21 protein-coding genes are annotated in these 20,436 nt (G+C 72.2%); 12 read left to right on the forward strand and 9 right to left on the reverse strand.

Annotated features, from left to right (window positions below):
• Positions 1 to 202 precede the first annotated feature (202 nt).
• The 9 genes from FHT38_RS09515 to FHT38_RS09555 all read left to right on the forward strand — a co-directional run bounded on the left by FHT38_RS09515 (position 203) and on the right by FHT38_RS09555 (position 10,699).
• Positions 203 to 1,387, forward strand: coding sequence for a glycosyltransferase (locus FHT38_RS09515; RefSeq protein WP_183491485.1), 1,185 nt, complete (start codon positions 203 to 205; stop codon positions 1,385 to 1,387).
• A 12-nt stretch (positions 1,388 to 1,399) separates the two neighbouring features.
• Positions 1,400 to 2,347, forward strand: coding sequence for an amidohydrolase family protein (locus FHT38_RS09520; RefSeq protein ID WP_183491487.1), 948 nt, complete (start codon positions 1,400 to 1,402; stop codon positions 2,345 to 2,347).
• 57 nt (positions 2,348 to 2,404) lie between these two features.
• Positions 2,405 to 3,634 (forward strand): glycosyltransferase family 4 protein, encoded by a 1,230-nt coding sequence (locus FHT38_RS09525; RefSeq protein WP_183491489.1) that lies wholly within the window; start codon positions 2,405 to 2,407, stop codon positions 3,632 to 3,634.
• A gap of 106 nt (positions 3,635 to 3,740) precedes the next feature.
• Positions 3,741 to 5,162: a glycosyltransferase family 1 protein gene (locus FHT38_RS09530; protein WP_255488642.1), complete on the forward strand. Its 1,422-nt coding sequence runs from the start codon at positions 3,741 to 3,743 to the stop codon at positions 5,160 to 5,162.
• Positions 5,159 to 6,403, forward strand: coding sequence for a glycosyltransferase family 9 protein (locus FHT38_RS09535; protein WP_183491493.1), 1,245 nt, complete (start codon positions 5,159 to 5,161; stop codon positions 6,401 to 6,403). Before FHT38_RS09530 ends, FHT38_RS09535 begins: the two co-directional genes overlap by 4 nt.
• Positions 6,400 to 7,548, forward strand: coding sequence for a glycosyltransferase family 2 protein (locus FHT38_RS09540; RefSeq protein ID WP_183491495.1), 1,149 nt, complete (start codon positions 6,400 to 6,402; stop codon positions 7,546 to 7,548). The genes FHT38_RS09535 and FHT38_RS09540 overlap by 4 nt, the downstream gene beginning before the upstream one ends.
• Positions 7,549 to 7,693: 145 nt before the next feature.
• Positions 7,694 to 8,848 carry a glycosyltransferase family 9 protein gene (locus FHT38_RS09545; RefSeq protein ID WP_310737364.1) on the forward strand — a complete coding sequence of 385 codons (1,155 nt, stop codon included), beginning with the start codon at positions 7,694 to 7,696 and terminating at the stop codon, positions 8,846 to 8,848.
• A complete protein-coding gene (locus tag FHT38_RS09550; RefSeq protein WP_091725275.1) occupies positions 8,772 to 9,722 on the forward strand; it encodes a glycosyltransferase family 4 protein in 951 nt (316 codons plus the stop codon). The genes FHT38_RS09545 and FHT38_RS09550 overlap by 77 nt, the downstream gene beginning before the upstream one ends.
• Positions 9,719 to 10,699 (forward strand): UDP-glucuronic acid decarboxylase family protein, encoded by a 981-nt coding sequence (locus tag FHT38_RS09555; RefSeq protein WP_183491499.1) that lies wholly within the window; start codon positions 9,719 to 9,721, stop codon positions 10,697 to 10,699. The genes FHT38_RS09550 and FHT38_RS09555 overlap by 4 nt, the downstream gene beginning before the upstream one ends.
• 20 nt (positions 10,700 to 10,719) lie before the next feature.
• Here FHT38_RS09555 and FHT38_RS09560 read toward each other — a convergent pair whose 3' ends face one another.
• The 7 genes from FHT38_RS09560 to FHT38_RS09590 form a co-directional block, all read right to left on the reverse strand.
• Positions 10,720 to 11,958: a hypothetical protein gene (locus FHT38_RS09560; protein ID WP_183491501.1), complete on the reverse strand. Its 1,239-nt coding sequence runs from the start codon at positions 11,956 to 11,958 to the stop codon at positions 10,720 to 10,722.
• On the reverse strand, positions 11,955 to 12,605 hold the full coding sequence (locus FHT38_RS09565) for a D-sedoheptulose 7-phosphate isomerase (RefSeq protein WP_183479401.1): 651 nt from the start codon (positions 12,603 to 12,605) through the stop codon (positions 11,955 to 11,957). Before FHT38_RS09565 ends, FHT38_RS09560 begins: the two co-directional genes overlap by 4 nt.
• On the reverse strand, positions 12,602 to 13,543 hold the full coding sequence (gene rfaE1, locus FHT38_RS09570; protein ID WP_183491503.1) for a D-glycero-beta-D-manno-heptose-7-phosphate kinase: 942 nt from the start codon (positions 13,541 to 13,543) through the stop codon (positions 12,602 to 12,604). The genes FHT38_RS09565 and rfaE1 overlap by 4 nt, the downstream gene beginning before the upstream one ends.
• On the reverse strand, positions 13,540 to 14,031 hold the full coding sequence (locus FHT38_RS09575) for an adenylyltransferase/cytidyltransferase family protein (RefSeq protein WP_183491505.1): 492 nt from the start codon (positions 14,029 to 14,031) through the stop codon (positions 13,540 to 13,542). Before FHT38_RS09575 ends, rfaE1 begins: the two co-directional genes overlap by 4 nt.
• Positions 14,028 to 14,702 carry an HAD-IIIA family hydrolase gene (locus FHT38_RS09580; protein ID WP_310737365.1) on the reverse strand — a complete coding sequence of 225 codons (675 nt, stop codon included), beginning with the start codon at positions 14,700 to 14,702 and terminating at the stop codon, positions 14,028 to 14,030. Before FHT38_RS09580 ends, FHT38_RS09575 begins: the two co-directional genes overlap by 4 nt.
• Positions 14,699 to 15,499 (reverse strand): SDR family oxidoreductase, encoded by an 801-nt coding sequence (locus tag FHT38_RS09585; protein WP_091724521.1) that lies wholly within the window; start codon positions 15,497 to 15,499, stop codon positions 14,699 to 14,701. Before FHT38_RS09585 ends, FHT38_RS09580 begins: the two co-directional genes overlap by 4 nt.
• A gap of 67 nt (positions 15,500 to 15,566) precedes the next feature.
• Positions 15,567 to 16,028, reverse strand: a complete 462-nt coding sequence (locus FHT38_RS09590) for a hypothetical protein (RefSeq protein ID WP_183491507.1) — start codon at positions 16,026 to 16,028, stop codon at positions 15,567 to 15,569.
• A 163-nt stretch (positions 16,029 to 16,191) separates the two neighbouring features.
• On the opposite strand from FHT38_RS09590, the gene FHT38_RS09595 reads away from it, so the two are divergent.
• Positions 16,192 to 16,713 (forward strand): hemerythrin domain-containing protein, encoded by a 522-nt coding sequence (locus FHT38_RS09595; RefSeq protein WP_183491509.1) that lies wholly within the window; start codon positions 16,192 to 16,194, stop codon positions 16,711 to 16,713.
• A gap of 45 nt (positions 16,714 to 16,758) precedes the next feature.
• On the opposite strand, the gene FHT38_RS09600 is transcribed toward FHT38_RS09595, so the two are convergent.
• Entirely contained in the window at positions 16,759 to 17,220 is a 462-nt protein-coding gene (locus tag FHT38_RS09600; protein ID WP_183491512.1) for a DUF421 domain-containing protein, read from the reverse strand.
• Between the two features lie 242 nt (positions 17,221 to 17,462).
• On the opposite strand from FHT38_RS09600, the gene FHT38_RS09605 reads away from it, so the two are divergent.
• Positions 17,463 to 18,641, forward strand: a complete 1,179-nt coding sequence (locus tag FHT38_RS09605) for a zinc-dependent alcohol dehydrogenase (protein WP_147242042.1) — start codon at positions 17,463 to 17,465, stop codon at positions 18,639 to 18,641.
• A 35-nt stretch (positions 18,642 to 18,676) separates the two neighbouring features.
• Entirely contained in the window at positions 18,677 to 19,459 is a 783-nt protein-coding gene (locus tag FHT38_RS09610) for an SDR family oxidoreductase (protein ID WP_183491514.1), read from the forward strand.
• Positions 19,460 to 19,499: 40 nt separating this feature from the next.
• Here the strand turns inward: FHT38_RS09610 and FHT38_RS09615 are convergent, their stop codons facing one another.
• Complete coding sequence (locus FHT38_RS09615) at positions 19,500 to 20,270, reverse strand: hypothetical protein (RefSeq protein WP_183491516.1); 771 nt, start codon at positions 20,268 to 20,270, stop codon at positions 19,500 to 19,502.
• Between the last annotated feature and the right edge of the window lie 166 nt (positions 20,271 to 20,436).

Consider the following 20,436-nt stretch of genomic DNA (forward strand, 5'->3'; position numbering starts at 1 on the left):
CGCACCGCAGACGGTAAGCGCTTCGGCAAAAGCAGCGTTGGCAAGTGCGATGCGAAGCGCTGTGCGCTGTCGCACGCAAGCGAGCGACGGTCCCAGGAAGCAGCGACTCAAGCAGCGCTTCGACGCGACCAACGCTGTACGGAAACGTCTCGGGACGCGGGCTTGCCGAAGCGTTGCTCACGACCATCCGCAGAGACCCTCCATGCCACAGCAGCCCCACCTCCTCGTGTTCTCGCATCTGCGCTGGGACTTCGTGTTCCAACGCCCGCAGCATCTGATGACGCGGCTCGCGAACGACTACCGCGTCATCTTCATCGAGGAGCCGCAGCACGACCCGGCGGGACCGCCGCGCGTGGAGTCGCGTCGCGTCGGACCCGGCGGCGCGATCGAGGTGCTGGTGCCGGTCACGCCGGTAGCGGCCCCCGGCTTCGACGATGCGCAGCTGCCGCTGCTGCTGCCGCTGATCGAACGCGAACTGGCCCAGCGGGAGGTGCGCGACTACGCCGTCTGGATGTACACGCCGATGGCCCTGCCTTTGATCGCCGGCATGCAGCCTCGCGCGCTGGTGTACGACTGCATGGACGAGCTGTCCGCGTTCAAGCACGCGCCGGCGCAGCTGCGGCAGCGCGAGAGCGCGCTGATGGCCTCGGCCGACCTGGTGCTGTGCGGCGGCCCGGCGCTGTACGCGGCACGGCATGGCCAGCATCCCGAGCTGCACTGCCTGCCCAGCGCCGTCGACGCGGCCCATTTCGCGCCGCCGCGCGTCCCGCCGGACGACCCGCTGGCGCTGCGCGCGCAGGCGGTGCAAGGCCACATTCCCCGGCCGCGCCTGGGCTTCTTCGGCGTGATCGACGAGCGCATGGACCTGGCGCTGGTCGACGCGATCGCGGTGGCCCGGCCGGACTGGCAACTGGCCATGGTCGGGCCGGTGGTGAAGATTTCCGAGGCCGACCTGCCACGTCGGCCCAACCTCCACTGGCTGGGCATGCAGCGCTACGAGCTGCTGCCGCACCTGCTCGCCGGCTGGGATGTCTGCCTGATGCCGTTCGCGCTGAACGAGTCCACCCGCTTCATCAGCCCGACCAAGACGCTGGAGTACCTGGCCGGCGGCAAGCCGGTCGTGAGCACGCCGATCCGCGACGTGGTCGGCCTGTACGGCGACGTGGTCCGCATCGGGCGCGACGCGCTGGAGTTCGTCGCCGCCTGCGAGGAACTGCTGCAGGAGGACGTCGCGTCGCGCGAGTACTGGCATGGCAGCGCGACCGCCGTGGTTGCGGCGGCGTCGTGGGACGCGGCTGCGGGGCGCGCGCGCGACTGGCTGGCCGCGGCCCTGCGGCCGGTGGCGCCTGGCGCGCCCATCATCGGCGCCTCGCTGCGCGCGGCCTGAGGGACGCCCGCCATGATCATCGACGCGCATCTTCATTGCACCGGCCGGGAAACGACGGACGACGTGCTGCGCACGCTGGACGAAGCCGGCATCGACGTCGGCGTGCTGCTCGCGCCCTTCCTCGGGGATGGCTACTCGCTGGACGACGCGGCCTCGTTGCGTCGCGCCAACGAGCACCTGGCCCGGCTGGTGCGCCACCATCCTGATCGCCTCGTCGGTTTCGCGGTGGTGGATCCCCGCCATCCCGACGCGCCCGACGACCTGCGGCATGCGATCGAGGACCTCGGGCTGCGGGGCTGCAAGATGGTGCCCACCGGCTGGTACCCCTACGAGGAACGGGTGCAGCCGGTCTTCGCGGTCGCCAACGAGCATGCGCTGCCGCTGCTCTTCCACAGCGGGATCTTCATCGACGGCCGCTCCGGTCGCTTCTGCCGGCCGACCTATTTCGAGGCCTTGCGCGACCACCCGCGCACCCGGGTCGCGCTGGCCCACATGGGCTGGCCCTGGACCGACGAGGCGCTCGCCGTCACCTTGATCGACCGCATCCACGGCGTGCCGCATGAGCGCGCGCAGTTCCGGCTGGACATCTCCTTCGGACCGCCGCCGCCGTACCGGCGCGAGGTGCTGGCGCGGATGCTGGACGTGCTGGGCGCCGGCTCGCTGCAGTTCGGCAGCGACTGCTTCCTGCCTTGCTCCGGCGCGCACGTGCGCGAGCGCAAGCAGTGGGTGGTCGATCTCATGGACGAGCTGGACCTGGGCGCCGACACGCGCGAGCGCCTGTGGAGCGGCACCGCTGCTGCATGGCTCGGACTGCCGGCCACGGCCGGAACCCACGCCGGCGCTCACGCGAGCACCCACGCCGGATCCAACGCGGAACGTCCGCACGCGGGCCTGCTGGCAGGCACGGGCGGTGGCGGTGGCGACTACGCGCCGCGCCCGTGGCGGCCGGTGTGCTGCTGAGGCCGTCTCCGACCCTGAGCCGCTGCGCCTTCTCTTCCTCCACTTCGCTTCGTCACCATGGACCTTCCCTCGGACAGTCCCGTGCGCCCGGTGCCGCCGTCGCCGGTCACCCCCGCGCCCCTGCATGTGCTGGAGGTCGTCGGCAACGGCATCGTCGGCGGCATGGAACGCTGCGTGGAGCGGCTCGTGGCCGGACTGGGCGGCACCGGCGATTTCCGCTTCACCGTGCTGTGCCCGTCAGAGGGCGACTTCGCGGAACGCATCCGTGCGGTCGGCGGCGAGGTCGGCGTCGTCCCGATGCCGGAGGACCCGCCCTGGTCCTCGATCCAGATGGTGGCCGCGATGATCGCGGCCGAGCGGGTGGACCTGGTCCATGCGCACCTGCCCAATGCGCACCTGCTGGCGGGGCTGGCGGCGCGGCTCGCCGGCGTGCCGGCGATGACGACCATCCACGGCCGGCAGGTGATCCTGCCCGACCTGGAGATCCACCGGCTGGTGGGCAGCCACCTGAGCGTCGTCTGCCGCCAGAGTTACTACCACGCGCTCGGACTCGGCGTCGATCGCGGCCGCCTGAGCCTGGAACCCAACGGCGTGGACGTCGAGGCCTTCCGCCCCGGCACGCGGCCGGCCGACAGCCTGCGCGCGACGCTGGGCCTCGCGCCGGAGGTGCTGATCGCCGGCTTCGTCGGCCGGCTGTCGCCGGAGAAGGCGCCCGAGGTCTTCGTGCGCGCCGCGGCGTTGTTGCTGCAGCGCTTGCCGGACGCGCATGCGGTGCTGGTCGGCGAGGGACCGATGAAGACGCAGCTGCGCGACGCGATCGCGGCGCAGGGGCTGGGGTCGCGCATCCATGTGATGGGCGGCGTCGACGACGTTCGCCCGGTCTTCCACGACCTCGACCTGCTGGTGTCCAGCTCCAACTCCGAGGCGATGCCTCTGGCGCTGATGGAGGGCATGGCCAGCGGCCTGCCGGTCGTGGCGACGCGCGTCGGCGGGGTGCCGGAGATCGTCGCGCACGGCAGCACTGGCTGGCTGGTGGCGCCGCGCGACTACGAAGACCTGGCCGGCCGCATGCACCAGATGCTGACGCTGCATGAGCTCCGGCAGCGCATGGGGCAGGCCGCGCGGGCGCGGATGGAGCGGCATCACCGGCTCGATGAGGCGCTGCAGCGGCTGGCCGATCGGATGCGCCTCCTCGCGCGGCCGGCCACCGCCGCCCCATCGGCGCTGACGGTCGCGCGCGAGCCGCGCATGGCCGGCGGCACTGTCGGCAGCCGCAAGACCCGATGAACACGAGCCTGTCGCCACGTCGGGACAACGGCCGCGCGAAACCCCGTCCAAACGGACGGCATGTCATTTGCCTTTCCAGAAGCGAATGCGAACAGCAGGAGCAGTCATGATCGAAGCCCCCTTGAGAGTCGCGCTGATCAGCGAACACGCCTCGCCGCTGGCCCAGCAGGGCGGCGTCGACGCTGGCGGCCAGAACGTCTACGTGTCCCATGTGGCGGCGGCGCTGGCGCGGCGCGGCCACCATGTGGACGTGCTCACCCGGCGCGACCAGCGCGCGCTGCCCACGGCCGTCGACATGCGGCCGGGCGTGCGGGTGCTCCACATCGATGCCGGGCCGCCGGAGTTCGTGCCCAAGGAGCAGCTGCTGCCCTACATGCGGGCCTTCGGCAGCGAGGCGCTGCGGCTGATGCGCCGCAGCCTGCGCTACGACGTGGTGCATGCGAATTTCTTCATGTCCGGCGTCGTGGGGCTGCGGCTGCAACGCCAGCTGAACCTTCCGCTGGTGCAGACCTTCCACGCGCTGGGCGCGGTGCGGCGCCTGCATCAGAAGGAAGCCGACAAGTTCCCGGCCGAGCGCATCGACCTGGAACGGCGCATCGCCTGCGAGGCCGACTGCGTCATCGCCGAGTGCCCGCAGGACGCGGCCGACCTGGTGGCGCATTGCGGCGCGCCCGCCGACCGCATCGCGCAGGTGCCCTGCGGCGTGGACCTGGAGGAGTTCGGCCCGGGCGACAAGCTGCAGGCCCGTCGACGGCTGCATCTGCGCGAGGACGATTTCATCGTGCTGCAGCTCGGCCGCCTGGTGCCGCGCAAGGGCGTGGACAACGTGATCCGCGCGGTGGCGCATCTGCACCGCATGCCGGAGCGGCGGCCGTGGCGGCTGCTGGTGGTCGGTGGTGAGTCGACCCAGCCCGACGAGACCCGCACGCCGGAGATCGGACGGCTGCGCGGCATCGCGCGGGAGGCCGGCATCGAGGACCGCGTCACCTTCGTCGGCCGGCGCGACCGCGACCAGCTGCGCGACTACTACCTGGCCGCCGACGTCTTCGTGACGACGCCGTGGTACGAGCCCTTCGGCATCACGCCGCTGGAGGCCATGGCCTGCGCCACGCCGGTGATCGGCGCGGCGGTGGGCGGCATCCAGCACACCGTCGTGGACGGACTCACCGGTTATCTGGTCCCGCCCGAGGACCCCGAGCTGCTGGCGCTGCGGCTCGACGACCTGCGCCGCCATCCCGAGATCGCCCGGCTGATGGGGCGCGCCGGGCTGCAGCGCGTGCAGCGCGAGTTCACCTGGGACGGCGTCGCCTTCAAGCTGGCCGGCGTCTACGCCCAGGTCGCCGCGCGGCGGGCGATGCAGGGCAGCTCGTCGATCCGGCTGCTGGCCTCGGCGGCTGGCCAGGCCGGTCCGGGGGCGGCGGCGGTGCGGCACCTGGCGCGGCCGCACCTGGCCGCCGTCGGCGCGACGGACGCGGGCCATGCCGAGGTCGTCGCCATGCCGCTGGCCAATTCGGGAGGCCAGGGATGACGGTGGGGGCCGCCGATGTCCACGCTGAACGTGTCGCCCGATGGCGCCAGGCGCGTCGCGTCCTGCTGATCCGGCTGGACAACCTCGGCGACGTGCTGATGACGACGCCGGCGCTGGCGGCGGTGCGCGAGTCGCTGCCCGAAGCCCAGCTGACGCTGCTGGCCGCGCCGTCGATGGCGGCGCTGGCGCCGCATCTGCCGGAGGTGGACCGCATCGTCGGCTTCCATGCGCCGTGGATGAAGGCCGGCGCCGACGCGTTGGCGGCTGGCGGTCTGCCGGCGGGGCGGGCGGAGCGCCAGGCCCTCGCGCAATGGGCCGACGAGGACTATGACGCGGCCATCATCTTCACCGTCTGCACGCAGAGCGTCTTTCCGGCGGCGACGATGTGCCGGCTCGCCGGCATTCCCCGGGTGCTGGGCCATGCCCGCGAGCGCGCCTATGGCCTGCTGAGCGACGAGATCCCCGATCGCGACGAGGTCGGCGACGGCATGCGCCATGAGGTCCGCCGCCAACTGGACCTGGTGGGCGCGGTGGGCCTGCGCACGCGCGATGAGCGCCTGCGCTTTCGCGTGCTCGAGGGCGACCGCGAGGCGGTCCGTCAGCGCCTGGTCGCGGCGGGCGTGGGACCGCGCCAGCCCTTCGTCGTCGTGCATCCGGGCGCCAGCGCGCCGTCGCGGCGTTATCCGGCCGACCGCCTGGGCGAATCCGCCGGCCTGCTGCGGCAGGCGATGGCGGCGAGCACCGGCGCGAGCGGCGCGGGCGGCCCGGGCGATGTCCCGCCCGCGATCGTCGTGTGCGGCGGGCCGGGCGAGGAGTCGCTGGTCCAGGAGACGGTCCGGGCGCTGGCCGCGGCGGACCTGCCGGCCTCGACCGCCCGGGGCCTGGTGCTCTCGCCGCGGGTGTCGGGCGTGGGTGAACTCGCGGCGTTGATCGCCGAAGCCGACCTGCTGATCGGCAACAACAGCGGGCCGGTCCACCTCGCGGCCGCGGTCGGTACGCCGGTCGTGGACCTGTACGCGCTGACGAATCCGCAGCACACGCCGTGGCTGGTGCCGTCGCGCGTGCTGTTCCGCGACGTGCCGTGCCGCTTCTGCCAGAAGAGCCTGTGCCCCGAAGGCCACCACCGCTGCCTGAGCGGCGTGTCGCCGCGCGAGGTCGCGGCCGCGGCGATCGCCTTGATGCCAGCGCGGTTCACGGCGATCGTGCCGCCACCGCAGCCGGCGCTGGGGGAGGCCGCATGAGCGCGGTCCTGCCAGTGCGAGGCGCGGCCCCGGCGGATGCGTTGGTCGGTGTCGCGAGCCCCGATGGACTGGCGACGCCCACGGCAACCGCGACGCTCGACCTCAGCGTCGTCATGCCCACCTATCGGCGTCCCGACCTGCTGGCCCGCTGCCTGGGCGCGCTGCTGGCGCAGACGCTGCCAGCCGATCGCTTCGAGGTGATCGTCGTGGACGACGGTCAGGAGGACCGGTGCCGCGAGCAGGTCGAGCGGGTCGCCGCGACGCCGGGCGCGCCGGCGATCCGCTACCTGCGCGCCGCGAGCGGCCGTGGGCCCGCGGTCGCGCGCAACGCCGGCTGGCGCGCCGCGACGGCGCCGCTCGTCGCCTTCACCGATGACGACACGCTGCCCGATCCGTCGTGGCTGGCGCGCGGCCTGGCCGCGATGCAGGCACACCCGGACTGGGTCGCCGCGGCCGGCCAGGTCAGGGTGCCGAGCGCGAGCGCCGGTGGCATCGGCACCGCCACCGACGGCGACGGCGACGGCGACATCGGCCGGGACGGCGCTCCCGCCCGGCGCGACGCGCGACCGACTGACCATGAGCTGATGACCCGCGGCCTGGAGACCTCCGAATTCGTGACGGCGAATGCCTTCGCCCGGCGCGAGGTGCTGGCCCGCATCGAGGGCTTCGACGAACGCTTCCTGCGCGCCTGGCGCGAGGACTCCGACCTCCAGTTCCGCCTGCAGGCGCAGGGACCGGTGGGACGCGTCGCCGACGCGCTGGTCTGGCATCCGGTGCGCCCCGAACGCTGGGGCGTGTCGCTGCGCCAGCAGCGCAACGTCTACTTCGATGCGTTGCTGTACCGCAAGCATCCGGCCATCTACCGCTCGCGCATCCGCCGCGTGCCGCCGTGGGACTACTACGCCATCGTCGCGATGACCCCGGCGGCGCTCGTGCTGGCCGTGGCGGGGGAGGACGCGATCGCGGCGGGGCTGCTGGCTGCGTCGGCCGCGCTGATCCTGCGACTGACCGCCCACCGCCTGCGCGCCACCTCGCGTGCGCTGCCGCATGTGTGGGAGATGCTCTGCACCTCGGCCGCGATCCCCTTCCTCTCGGTGTACTGGCGGCTGCGCGGCGCGTGGCATTTCCGGACGCCGTTCCTCTGAGCCCGCGATGCGACCTCCGCTTCCGTCCAATACGCCGGCTCCGGCGAGTTCGCCTCTTCCGGGGGCGAGCCCGAAGTCCATCACCGGCCCCGTCCGAGGGTCCGCGACGTCGGCCGCTGCGGCGCCCGCGTCGATCGACGGCGAGGTGCGGCGCATCCTGATCCTGCGCGCGCTGGTGCTGGGCGACACGATCTGCGCCGTGCCCGCGCTGCGGGCCATCCGGCGCGCCTGGCCGCAGGCGCACATCGCGCTGATGGGCCTGCCGGTCGCGCGCGAGTACCTGTCGCGTCTGGACTGCGTCGACGAGTGGCGCCCGTTTCCCGGCTGGCCGGGCCTGCCGGAGCGCGAGCCCGATGTGCGCGCGCTGCCCGCCTTCCTCGCCGCGATGCACGCCAGCGACTGGGACCTCGCCATCCAGCTGCATGGCAGCGGCGAGCGGACCAATCCCTTCCTCGCGCTGCTGGGCGCGCGCTGGCACGCGGGTTTTCGCAGCGATGCGGCCTGGGTGCCGCCGGCCGACGAGGCCCGCTTTGCGCCCTGGCCGCTGCTGGGCCACGAGACGCAGCGGCTGCTGTCGCTGTGCCGCCACCTCGGCCTGCCGGCCGACGACGACACGCTCGAGTTCCCGCTACGCGAGGAGGACGACGCGGCGCTCGCCCAGGCCTGGCCCGGTCGCACGCAAACGGGCCCCTACGCCTGCCTCCACGTGGGCGCGCAGCTGGCATCGCGGCGCTGGCCGCTGCGCCGCTTCGCGGCGGTGGCCCAGGCGCTGCACGACGCCGGCCTGGCGATCGTGCTCACCGGCACCGCCGCCGAACGTCCGCTGACCGGCGAATTCGCCGCGATGCTCGCCGCGCTGGGCGTGCCGGTCACCGACCTGTCCGGCGCCACCACGCTGTGGACCCTGGGCGCGCTGCTGCGCGATGCGCGGGTGCTGGTGTGCAACGACACCGGCGTTTCGCATGTGGCTGCGGCGCTGCGCGTGCCCAGCGTGGTGGTGTCCTGCGGCAGCGAGCCGATGCGCTGGGCGCCGCCGGACCGCGCCCGGCACCGGGTGCTGGCCAAGCCCGCGCCCTGCCGTCCCTGCGCCTATCCCGAATGCCCGAACGGCCATGCCTGCGCGCATGCGCTGTCGGTCTTCGAGGTGCTGCAGGCGCTGGAAGACCTGCTGCGTTCGTCCGCGCCATCCATCCCATCCGTCGCGATCTCCAAGGAGGGTCCCCATGCCCCGTCGCCTGCGCATCCTGACCTGGCACGTCCACGGCAACTACCTCTACAACCTCACGCAGGTTCCGCATGACTTCTTCCTGGTGACCGACCCGGCGGGCTCGCCAGGCCGCGTGGGCCGTGTCGGCGCGCTGCCCTGGGGCGACAACGTGCATGAGGCGCCGGTGGAGCAGATCGCGACCATGCCCTTCGACCTGGTGCTGTACCAGCACCGCGCCGGCTGGGACGAGGACCGCCCGCGCTGGCTCAGCGAGGCGCAGCAGCGGCTGCCGCGCGTCTACCTGGAACACGACCCGCCGCAGCAGCATCCCACCGACACCCTGCACTGGGTGCAGGACCCCGGCGCGATGCTGGTCCATTGCACCCACTTCAACGCGCTGATGTGGGACGCGGGCCGGACGCCGACCCGGGTGGTCGAGCACGGCGTGCGGCCGCTGACGCAGGTGGTCTATCGTGGCGAGCTGGAGCGCGGGCTGGTGGTCGTCAACCACCTGCAGCGCCGCGGCCGCCGCCTGGGCGCCGACCTGTACCGGGAACTGCTCGAGCGGGTGCCGCTGACGCTGGTGGGCATGGGCAGCGAGGCGCTGCCAGGCGGCTGGGGCGAGGCCTCGCAACTGGAGCTGCCGGCCCACATGGCCTCGCACCGCTTCTTCCTGCATCCGGTCCGCTACACCAGCCTGGGCCTGGCGTTGATCGAGGCGATGCTGATCGGCCAGCCGGTCGTCGGCCTGGCCACCACCGAGCTGGCCACCGTCATCCGCAGCGGCGAGAACGGCTTCATCGACAACCGGCCGCAGGCGCTCGCCGACACCATGGCGCGGCTGCTGCGCGATCCGGGCCTGGCCCGCGAGTGGGGCGAGCGCGGCCGCGAGCTGGCGCGGGAGCGATTCAACATCGACCGCTTCGTCGCGGACTGGATGCAGCTTCTCCATGAGGTCACGACATGAACGACGCCATCGACACCCCCCGCACGATCCTGGTCACCGGCGCGGCCGGTTTCGTCGGCAGCCATCTCTGCGAACGCCTGCTCGCCCGCGGGCATCGGGTGATGGCCGTCGACAACCTGAGCACCGGCGACATCGGCCACCTCGACCAGCTGCTCGGCCACAAGGGCTTCACCTTCCACCGGCGCGACGTGTGCCTGGAGCCGACGCCGGAGATGGCGCAGGCGGACCGCATCTTCAACCTGGCCTGCCCGGCGAGCCCCGCGTACTACCAGACCGCGCCGGTGGACACCGTGCTCAGCAGCGTGCTGGGCGCCTGGCGCCTGCTGGAACTGGCGCAGCAGGCCGGCGCGCGGCTGCTGCACACCTCCACCAGCGAGGTCTACGGCGACCCCGAGTGCCATCCGCAGCACGAGGACTACTGGGGCCATGTCAATCCGAACGGCGCGCGCTCCTGCTACGACGAGGGCAAGCGCTGCGCCGAGGCGATGCTGATGGCCTACCACCACGAGCGCGGCGTCGACGTGCGGATGGCCCGCATCTTCAACACCTACGGCCCGCGGCTGCGGCCCGGCGATGGGCGCGTCGTCAGCAACTTCATCGTCCAGGCGCTGCAGGGCGAGGACCTCACCATCTACGGCGACGGACTGCAGACGCGCAGCTTCTGCTACGTCGACGACACGGTGCGCGCGCTGCTGCTGCTGATGGACGGCGCGCACCTCGGGCCGATCAACGTCGGCAATCCGGGCGAGCACACGATGCTGGCGCTGGCCGAGATGATCCTGCGCCTGACCGGCAGCCGCTCGCGACTGGTGTTCCGGCCGCTGCCCCAGGACGACCCGAAGCGCCGCTGTCCCGACATCGGCCGTGCGAAGGCGCTGCTCGGCTGGGAGCCGGAAGTGGCGCTGGAGGACGGGCTGCGCCGCACCATCGAGCACTTCCGCGGCGTGCTCGGGATGCGCAGCGTCACCGTGGCCTGAGCACCGGGTCGGGCGCGCGGTCAGGCGTGCGATCCGGCGTGCGATCCGTGATCCGCAACGAGGTCCAGCGCCATCGCGCTGCGCCGACCTCGCTCCCAGTCGGCCAGCGCGCGGGCATAGGGGCGCACCAGACGCCGCCCGACCGCGGCGCCGCGCGCATCGCGCGGCACATGCCATAGCCCGCTGCGGTGCCAGCGCGCCGGCTCATACCAGTCGGGCCGGTCCAGCATCGGATAGAGGCAGACGCCGCCCAGCGGTACGCCGGCGCGCAGCGCGCGCTGCGCTTCCCCCGCGATGTCGTGCAGCCAGTCGGCGCGACCGCGTCCGATGTGGCCGGTCTCGGCCACCAGCAGCGGCCGGCCATATCGTTCCCAGACCTGCCCCAGCAGCGCGGACAACGGCTGTCGCCGCGGATCGCCGAGGTGCCAGGCCAGCCGCTTCTCGCTGGGCACCTCCCACTGGCTGCTGTGATAGTGGTTGAGGCCAATCCAGTCCAGCGCCGCCGGATGGCCGCCGAGCTCGGGATCCTGCCGGCCGGCCAGCATGTCGAAGGCCTGCCACTGGTAGGACGCCACCTGCTCGGCCAGCGCGCGCTGGTCCGGCGTGTCCTCCGTCGGCACGACGTGGATCACCGGATCGATGTGCAGGAAGCGCGCCTGCGGATCGACCTCGCGGATCGCGTCCGTGCCGGCGAGCGCCGCCCGCACCAGCCGGCGCTTGATCGCGTAGCCGCTGATCCGCGAGTCCTCGCGGGCGCCGACCTCGTGCGGCGCGCCCGCCGGTCCCATCGCGTCGGAGGACGAGGCGGCCCAGGCCAGGAAGCTGATCTCGTTGATCGGCGTGTAGAAGCGCGGCCCCGGGCAGAGCGGGCGGATCGCCGCCGCAGCCGCCGCCGCGAATCGGGCGAAGCGCGGGATCAGCGCATCGTCCAGCAGCGTCAGGTCGGGCGGCACGCCGTAATGCATCAGCGTCCACAGCACCTGCAGGCCTTCTCGCCGCGCGGTCCGGGCCATGCCCTGGGCGCGGCTGAAGTCCCAGGTCCCGGGCGCGCGCTCGCTCAGGCGCCAGCCCACGCTTTCGCGCACGCAGCGCAGGCCGAGCCGGCGCGCCTCGCGGTAGTCCCGCGCCAGCAGCCGGTCGTGGCCGGTGGCGCGCACCATGTCGAGCGCGTCGCCGCGGCCGTTGACGTGGTCGGCGCCTTCGTAGCCGCCCATCCAGAAGGAGCGGAACGGGCGCTCGGACAGCGGGGCGCCGGTCACGGCGCCAGCAGCGCCTGCTCGACCAGCGCGCACCAGGTGTGGCCGATGAAGATGTGGGCCTCCTGGATGCGCGCGGTGTCGCTGTGCGGCACGACCAGACACAGGTCGCAGAGCTCCCGCATCGCGCCGCCGTCCCGGCCGCTCAGGCCGATCGTCGTCATGCCGAGCTGGCGCGCCTGCGCGAGCCCCCGCAGCACATTGGGCGAGTTGCCCGAGGTCGAGATGCCGATCACGCAGTCCCCGGGCGCGCCGAGGCCGGCGACCTGCCGCGAGAACACCTGCTCGAAGCCGTAATCGTTGCCGATGCAGGTCAGCGCGGAACTGTCGGTGGTGAGCGCCACCGCGGCCAGCGGCGCGCGTTCCCGGCTGAAACGGCCGGTGAACTCGGCCGCCAGGTGCTGGCAATCGGCGGCCGAGCCGCCATTGCCCATCAGCATCAGCTTGCGGCCCGCGCGCAGCGTGTCGCTCATCAGCGTCGCGGCGCGGGCGATGTCGGGCCCGAGCGCATCGAGCCGGTCGAACAGCGCGCGATGCGCCCGCAGGCCTTCGAGGAAGGTCGCGTCCGGATCGACGCGCGGCGGCGTCGTGGCGGGGCGCCGGGCCGGGCGCGGCAGCGGATGGGGCAGGGGATGGGGAAGCGCACTCATGCGGAGACTCCTAGTTCTTCGAGCGTGACCGAGGCGGTGCCGAACTTGCCGACCACCAGCCCGGCCGCGCGATTGGCCGCGCGCACCGCGTCCTCCAGCGACGCGCCGCGCGCCAGGAAGCAGGTCAGCGCGGCCAGCACGGTGTCGCCGGCGCCGCTGACGTCATAGACCTCGCGGGCCTCGGTGGGCACATGCAGGCAGGTGCCGTCCCGGGAGAACAGGCTCATGCCCTGCTCGCCGCGCGTCAGCAGCACATGGTCGATGTCCAGGCGCCGCTGCAGCGCCGCCAGGCGCTCGCACAGCTCGTCGTCGTCGCGCCAGTCGCCGACGGCCTCGCGCAATTCGGCCAGGTTGGGCTTGATCAGCCAGGCGCCGCGATAGGCCTCCAGGTCCTTGCGCTTGGGGTCGACCAGCACGCGGCAGGGCAGGTCCTGGCAACGCTCGATCAGCGTCCGCACGTGGCGCAGCGCGCCCTTGGCGTAGTCGGACACCAGGATCCAGCGGTGGCGCGCGGCCAGCTCGCCCGCCAGCGTCGTGAGCTCGTCAACGCTGGCGGCGGGCGGCTCGGATTCGACGTCCATGCGCAGCAGCTGCTGCCGCTGGCTGACCATGCGGATCTTCTGGATGGTGTCGATCGCCGGCCCGCGGACGAAGCGCTGCGTGATGCCGGGCTGGTCCAGCAGCGCGACCAGGCAGGCGCCGGCGGTGTCGGTGCCCACCAGGCCGCTGACGGTGCAGGGGCACCGCAACCGCGCCAGGTTGAGCGCGACGTTGGCGGCGCCGCCGGCCCGCTGCGACTGGCGATGCAGGCGCAGGATGGGCACCGGCGCCTCGGGCGAGATGCGATGCACCGCGCCTTCGAGGTACACGTCCAGCATGCAGTCGCCGACGATCAGCACCTCCGGCGGTGCCAGTTCAGGGAGCGTGGTCGCGGTCATGGCGCCGGGGCCCGCAGGTGCTCGATCAACTGGGTGCTCGAATGGCCGCGCAGGTAGGGCCCGATCGAGACCCGGCCGCCCCAGCTGCGCACCAGCGGCGTCTCCGGCAGTTCCTCGACGCGGTAGTCGCCACCCTTGACGTAGACATCGGGCCGTAGCGCCTCGAGCAGCGCCTGCGGCGTGGGTTCGTCGAACCAGGTGACCCAGGACACGCAGGCCAGCGCGCCAACCACGCGCGCCCGGTCCTCCAGCGTGTGGTACGGCCGATCGCCGCGCTTGCCCAGGCCGCGCGCCGAGCGGTCGCTGTTGAGCGCGACCACCAGGCTGCTGCCCTGCGCGCTGGCCGCCTCCAGCCCGCGCACGTGGCCGGCGTGCAGGATGTCGAAGACGCCGTTGGTGAACACCAGCGGGCGTGCCAGCCGCGCGGCCATCTCTCGCAGGCGCTCCGGCGGCACGCACTTGAGCGAGCTGTCCCACTTGTCGATCATGTCGGTCTCCCGGCTGGTGCCGCGCCACTCGCGACCTCGTCCAGCACGTGGGCGGCCAGCGCCGCCCAGTTGTCGAAGACGGCCTCGGGCTCGCGCAGCGGCGAGCGCCGCCACACGGTCTCGCCGCCACTGTCGAAGAGCAGGCCGCGCGCGCCGGCCCGGCGGCCGGCCTCGACGTCGTCCAGCGTGTCGCCCACCATCCAGGAACGCGTCAGGTCCAGCCCGTGCCGCCGCGCGGCGGTGATCAGCATGCCCGGCGCCGGCTTGCGGCACAGGCAGGCCGGCCGGCCCTGGGCATCGGGTTCGTGCGGGCAGAGCAGCACGTCGTCGATGCGCACGCCGGCCTCGTCGCGCAGGCGCCGCAGCAGCGCGTCCTGCAGCTGCGCGAACTGGGCGCGGGTGAAGTAGCCGCGCGCCAGGCCGCTCTGGTTGGTGACGATCACCAGCGCCAGCCCGGCCGACGCGAGCGCCGCCAGCGCCTGGCCGGCGCCGGGCATGAAGCGCAGCTGCGCCGGGTCGACGTTGTAGGGCACGTTCTCGATCAGCGTGCCGTCCTTGTCGATGAACAGGCAGGGACGCAGTGCGCCGGCGGGCAGGCGCTCGCCGGGCGCCGCGCTCAGGTCCAGGTCCTGCACCGGCAGCATGCTGATGGGGTCGGGCGGCGTGGTCACGGCCAGGAGGTCTCTTGGGTGGGCAGGACGGTGAGTTCCGGGATCACCGTGCCCTCGGGCTGCTGCAGCACCCAGCGCACCGCGCGCGCGACGTTCATCGGGTCCTGCAGCTTGCTCTCGTCGATGCCGGGGAAACGGTCCAGCAGGAAGGGCGTGCGCATGCCGCCGGCGACGATGGCGGAGACCCGCACCTGCTTGTCCCGCAGCTCGGCGTGCAGCGCATGCGACAGGCCCAGCAGGCCCCACTTGGTCGCGTGATACGCGCTGGCATTGGGCCAGGCGCGCTTGGAGGCGGTCGAGGCGATGTTGACGATGTGGCCGCCGCGCGGCTGCGTCAGCATCCGCGCCGAGGCGTACTTGGTCATCAGCAGCGGGCCCGAGAGGTTGGTGTTGAGCACGCGCTGCCAGTCCTCGACGGCCAGTTCCGACAGCGGCGCGGTGACGTCCACCGCGGCGTTGTTGATCAGCACGTCCAGCCGGCCGAAGTCGCGCACCGCGCTGGCCACGACCTCCTCGCACTGGCGCGGGTCGGAAACGTCCAGCGCGACGGGCACCGCCTCGATGTCGCGCTCGCCCAGCAGCGCGGCGCGGTCGCGGGCGCGGCCCAGGTCGATGTCGGCGATCAGCACGCGCATGCCGGCTTCGCCCAGCGTCTGCGCGATCGCGGCGCCCAGGCCGCGGCTGCCGCCGGTGATCAGCGCGACCTGGCCGTGCAGGCTGGCGGCGTCCGCGGCGGGCGTGGTGGAGGGGACGGTGGCCGGCGCGGTGGACGCGGCCGTCGAGGGACTGTCGATCATGGGGAACTCCGGCGGAGGGTGGGTGAAATCGGACAGGGAGAACGGGAAAGGGCAGGGGCGCGGCGCGTCAGCGCGCTGCTTCGGCGGCGATCCAGGCGCGGGCGCGCAGCTGGGCCGCGGCCATCATCGAGAAGCACTCGTCCCAGATCGGGAAGGCGCCGCTGGCGGCGACCACCAGGCCGTCCAGCCAGACGCCGCCCCACAGCACCGCGTCGTCGGTGCTCAGGCGGTGCGGCTCCAGCAGCTGCAGCCGCCGGCTGTCCATGCGGTGGCGCCAGGACAGCAGCGCCTTGCGGCGGGCGTAGTCGGCGTAGTCCACGTCCCAGCGGGCGCGGTCGCCGATCGAGTGCTCCAGCAGCACGCGCGGCTCGGAGGCGCCGTCGCCGCAGGGCACCGAGGGATCGAGCACGACCAGGTGCAGGACGCCGAGGCCGCTGACCTCGGGCGAGGCCAGTTGGGCGGCGATCGCCGGCGTGATCGCATCCAGCGCGGTGCGGGCGAGCTCGGGAGTCAGGAAGCGGCTGCTCATCGGGGAGGTCCAGGTGGGGGGAAGGGAAGTCGGACCTTCGATCAGCAAGGCGCATACCCGTGTCGCGATTGCGCCCGAAGCTGGGCATCCGGCTTGCCATCCAGAGAATCCGATGCGCCGTGCGGCGCGTCATCCCAGCACATTCACAGCCAGGAGAATCCCCATGCCTTCTTCCACGACCGCGGCCTCGAGCCGGAAAACCACCGCGCGGCGCGCCACCACGGCCCGGACGAAGACGCCCGACGCCGTCGCGCTGCTGCGCGCTGACCACAAGGAGGTCAGCGAGCTCTTCGACCAGTTCGAGAAGTCGCGCTCGGCCGCCAAGAAGCAGCAGCTCGTCGCCCAGATCTGCACGGCGCTGACGGTGCATGCGCAGATCGAGGAGGAAATCTTCTATCCCGAGGTGCAGGCCGCGCTGAAGGACAAGGAGCTGGTCCCTGAGGCCCGCGTCGAGCACCAGAGCATCAAGGACCTGATCGCGGCGGTGCAGGGCGTCGAGCCCGACGGCGAGGACTACGACGCCAAGGTCAAGGTCATGAGCGAGTGGGTCAAGCACCACGTCAAGGAGGAACAGAACGAGATGTTCCCCAAGGCGAAGAAGGCCGGGCTGGACCTGGCCGAACTCGGCGAGCGGCTGCAGCAGCGCAAGGACGAGCTGATGGCCGAGCAGCAGCAGGCGCACTGAGCATGCGCGGCGGGCCCGGGCGGGCCCGTCCTGCGACGGCCGGCGTCACTTCTTCTTCACGATGCTGATGCTGCCGTCGCTTTCCAGGATGGCGATCTTGACGTCGGCGAGCGAGCAGTCCGCCTCGCGCAGCGCCTTCTCGACATCCAGGTCGCTGAGCCGGTGCCGACGGATCACCTCGGGGAACCACTGGCCATCGCGGCCGATCAACACCGGCGAGCCCTCCAGCAGCCGCTCGACACGCCGGCTGCGCGAGCCGAAGAAGCCCATCAGGCCGTTCATCACGATCAGCGCGCCGGCCACGATCCAGGCGCCGGTCACCGACTCCTCGCCGCCGCTCAGGCCGTTGCTGACGGCCTCGCTCAGCAGCATGACCACCAGCAGGTCGAACGGCGTGAACTGGCCCACGGTGCGCTTGCCCGAAAGCCGCACCATCAGCAGCAGCGCGAAGTAGATCAGCGCCGCGCGCGCCAGCAGTTCCCAGGGACTGACTTGCAGGTCGAACATGAATCCATCGCTCCGGAAGCGCCTTTCGGCGACACCTCGTCAAGGCAAGGGCGGTGCCCGCGACGCAGCCGGGCGGCGCGGGCGCGCTTCCTTGCCGTCAACGCGTCGGCAGCGAATGCCGACCCGCATCGCGGCGTGCTGATCGGAGGCGCCGCTGGCCTGGAAGAAGCCCGCTCGCGGCGGGCCCTGCGGTTGCCGGATTCGGTGCAAACCCCGCTGTCATCGATGAAGAAAGGCTTCCCATGCTTGCCCTGACCTACCACGGTGCCCATGACGTGCGCGTCGAGACGGTGCCCGATCCGGTGCTCGCCGCCGACGACGACATCCTGCTGCGCGTCACCGCGACGGCGATCTGCGGGTCCGACCTGCACATCTACCGCGGCAAGATCCCCGACATGAAGGACGGGGACATCCTCGGCCACGAGTTCATGGGCGTGGTGGAGGAGGTGGGCCGCGGCGTGACGAAGCTGCGGCGAGGCGACCGGGTGGTCGTGCCCTTCACCATCTCCTGCGGCGACTGCTTCTTCTGCGGCCGCAAGCTGTTCGCCGCCTGCGAGAACACCAACCCCGGCCGCGGCGCGATCCTGAACAAGAAGGACATCCGCGCCGGCGCGGGCCTGTTCGGCTACAGCCATCTGTACGGCGGATATCCGGGCGGCCAGGCGCAGTACGTGCGGGTGCCCAAGGCCGATGTCGGCCCGCTGGTGATCCCGGACACGCAGCTGAGCGACGAGCAGGTGCTCTTCCTGTCCGACATCCTGCCCACCGGCTACCAGGCGGCGCTGAACGCGCAGGTGACGGCGGGCTCGACGATCGCGATCTTCGGCGCCGGGCCGGTCGGCATGATGGCGGCGGCCAGCGCGCGGCTGCTCGGCGCCGAGCGCATCTTCATGGTGGACCACCATCCCTACCGGCTGGCCTTCGCCAAGGAGACCTACGGCGTGCTGCCGATCGACTTCGACCAGATCGACGATCCGGCGGCTTTCATCATCGAGCAGACCGACCACCGCGGCGTCGACGCCTCGATCGACGCCGTCGGCTTCGAGGCCAAGGGCAGCACGGTGGAGACGGTGCTGTCGACGCTCAAGCTCGAGGGCTCCAGCGGCACCTCGCTGCGCTGGGCGATCGCGGCGACGCGCCGCGGCGGCATCGTCAGCGTGCCCGGCGTCTATGCCGGCTTCATCCACGGCTTCCTGTTCGGCGACGCCTTCGAGAAGGGGCTGAGCTTCACCAGCGGCCAGACGCATGCGCAGCGCTTCATGCCCGAGCTGCTGCGCCACATCGAGCGCGGCGAGCTCAAGCCCGACCTGATCGTCAGCCACCGGATGCCGCTGGTCGAGGCGGCGCGCGGCTACGAGATCTTCAACAAGAAGGAAGAGGACTGCCGCAAGGTGGTGCTGACGCCGTTCGGGCTCAGCTGAGCCGTCTTCCGATCCACGTTTCCAAGGAGTCCACGATGAACGACACCTCCGGACGGCCGCTGGCCGTCGTGACCGGCGCTTCCAGCGGCATCGGCCGCCAGCTCGCGCTCGAATGCGCCCGCCATGGCTACGACCTGCTGATCGCCGCGGACCGGCCCCTGGACGACACCGTCGCCGCCTGCCAGGCCGAGGGCGCGCAGGTGCAGGCGATCGAGGCCGACCTGGCGACGCCCGGCGGCGTGGACGCGCTCCATGCGGCGTTGGCGGCGCGGCCGGTCGACGCGCTGCTGGCCAATGCCGGCCACGGCCTGGGCCATGCCTTTCTGGACCAGGACTTCAATGCGGTGCGGCATGTCATCGACACCAACATCACCGGCACGCTCGACCTGATCCAGCGCGTCGGGCGGTCGATGCGGGACCGCAATGCCGGGAAGATCCTGATCACCGGCTCGATCGCGGGCCTGATGCCGGGCACCTTCCAGGCGGTCTACAACGGCACCAAGGCCTTCATCGATTCCTTCGCCTACGCGCTGCGCAACGAGCTGAAGGACACCAATGTGTCGGTCACGGTGCTGATGCCGGGGCCGACGGACACCGAGTTCTTCGAGCGCGCCGAGCTGACGGACACCAAGGTCGGGACGCAGCGCAAGCAGCCGCCCGAGGAGGTCGCGCGCACCGGTTACGAGGCGATGGAGGACGGCGAGAGCGCGGTGGTGGCCGGCTGGAAGAACAAGCTGCAGGCGGTCCTGGCCAACGTGACCCCGGCCGAGGTGCTGGCCGAGCAGCATCGGCGGATGGCGGAGCCGGGCAAGGCGTGAGCGGGCTGGGCCGCGCATGCGCGGCCGGACCTGGGCTTGGCTACCGGGTGTCGTTGGCGCGCGAGAGCCAACGGGACAACCGGAACCCGCGCCGCATGGCCTGCAGTTCTTCCAGGCGGGAGGTGACCAGCGGCCTGCCCACGCGACGTTCGATGTCCATGAGCGCGAGCGCCCTGGCCAGCGCCGGACCGAAGCCCGAGGCGAGCATCGTGGTCACGGTGGCAGCGAGCGCCGGCATGGCCAGCCAGACGACGTCGTTGGCTTGCCAGCCGCCGATCTGCAACAGCAGCGGCACGTTGAGGGCCACGGCGGTCAGCGCCGCCACGGTCGCGGCTCGCGGCGGCGGCGGTGACGGCAGGGGCAGGATGCGGTGTCGCTTCAAGTCCAGCAATGGGGCCAGCGGCGCCGGCAGGCCGGTCGCGGGATCGATGACACGCAGGCGGCGACGTTCGGCGACGAAGCCCGTGGCCATGCCGCCGACAAACATGAGCGCCGCCAGCCCGAGGGCCAAGGGCTGCAGGTCCGGCCGATGAGCGCGCCATGCCAGGGCTGTCGTGGAGACCACCAGCAGGCTGCCGAAGAACAGCAGCGCCAGCACGGCGGCCCAAAGGGCTTCGCGCGGCGAATAGCGGGCGCGGTACTTGAGGTGCAGGCCCGATCCCAGGAACACCAGGCCGGTGATCGGCGCCATGACCATGAGCGAGGGCCTGTCGAGCACGAAGGCCCACATCGCCGGGACGACGAAGGCACCCGCCGCGCCCAGGACGAGCGGCAGGTGCTTGAGGCTGGACAGATCGTCCGGTGGCCTCAACGCCCGACTCCCAGCGCCTTGCGTGCCTTCGCGGACCCGCTTCGAGATTGGCGTGTCGTCACTGGAGTTCCTGCACGGTCGTGTTGCGTTGCCGGGAGTGTCTGCATGCCGGCAACGGCGCGCAGTTGTCGAAGGTCACGTGGCGCCCGGGCCCGTTCATTCAACC

The sequence above is a fragment of the Mitsuaria sp. BK041 genome (assembly GCF_014193085.1).
In the GTDB taxonomy this organism is placed as follows: Bacteria; Pseudomonadota; Gammaproteobacteria; order Burkholderiales; family Burkholderiaceae_C; genus Roseateles.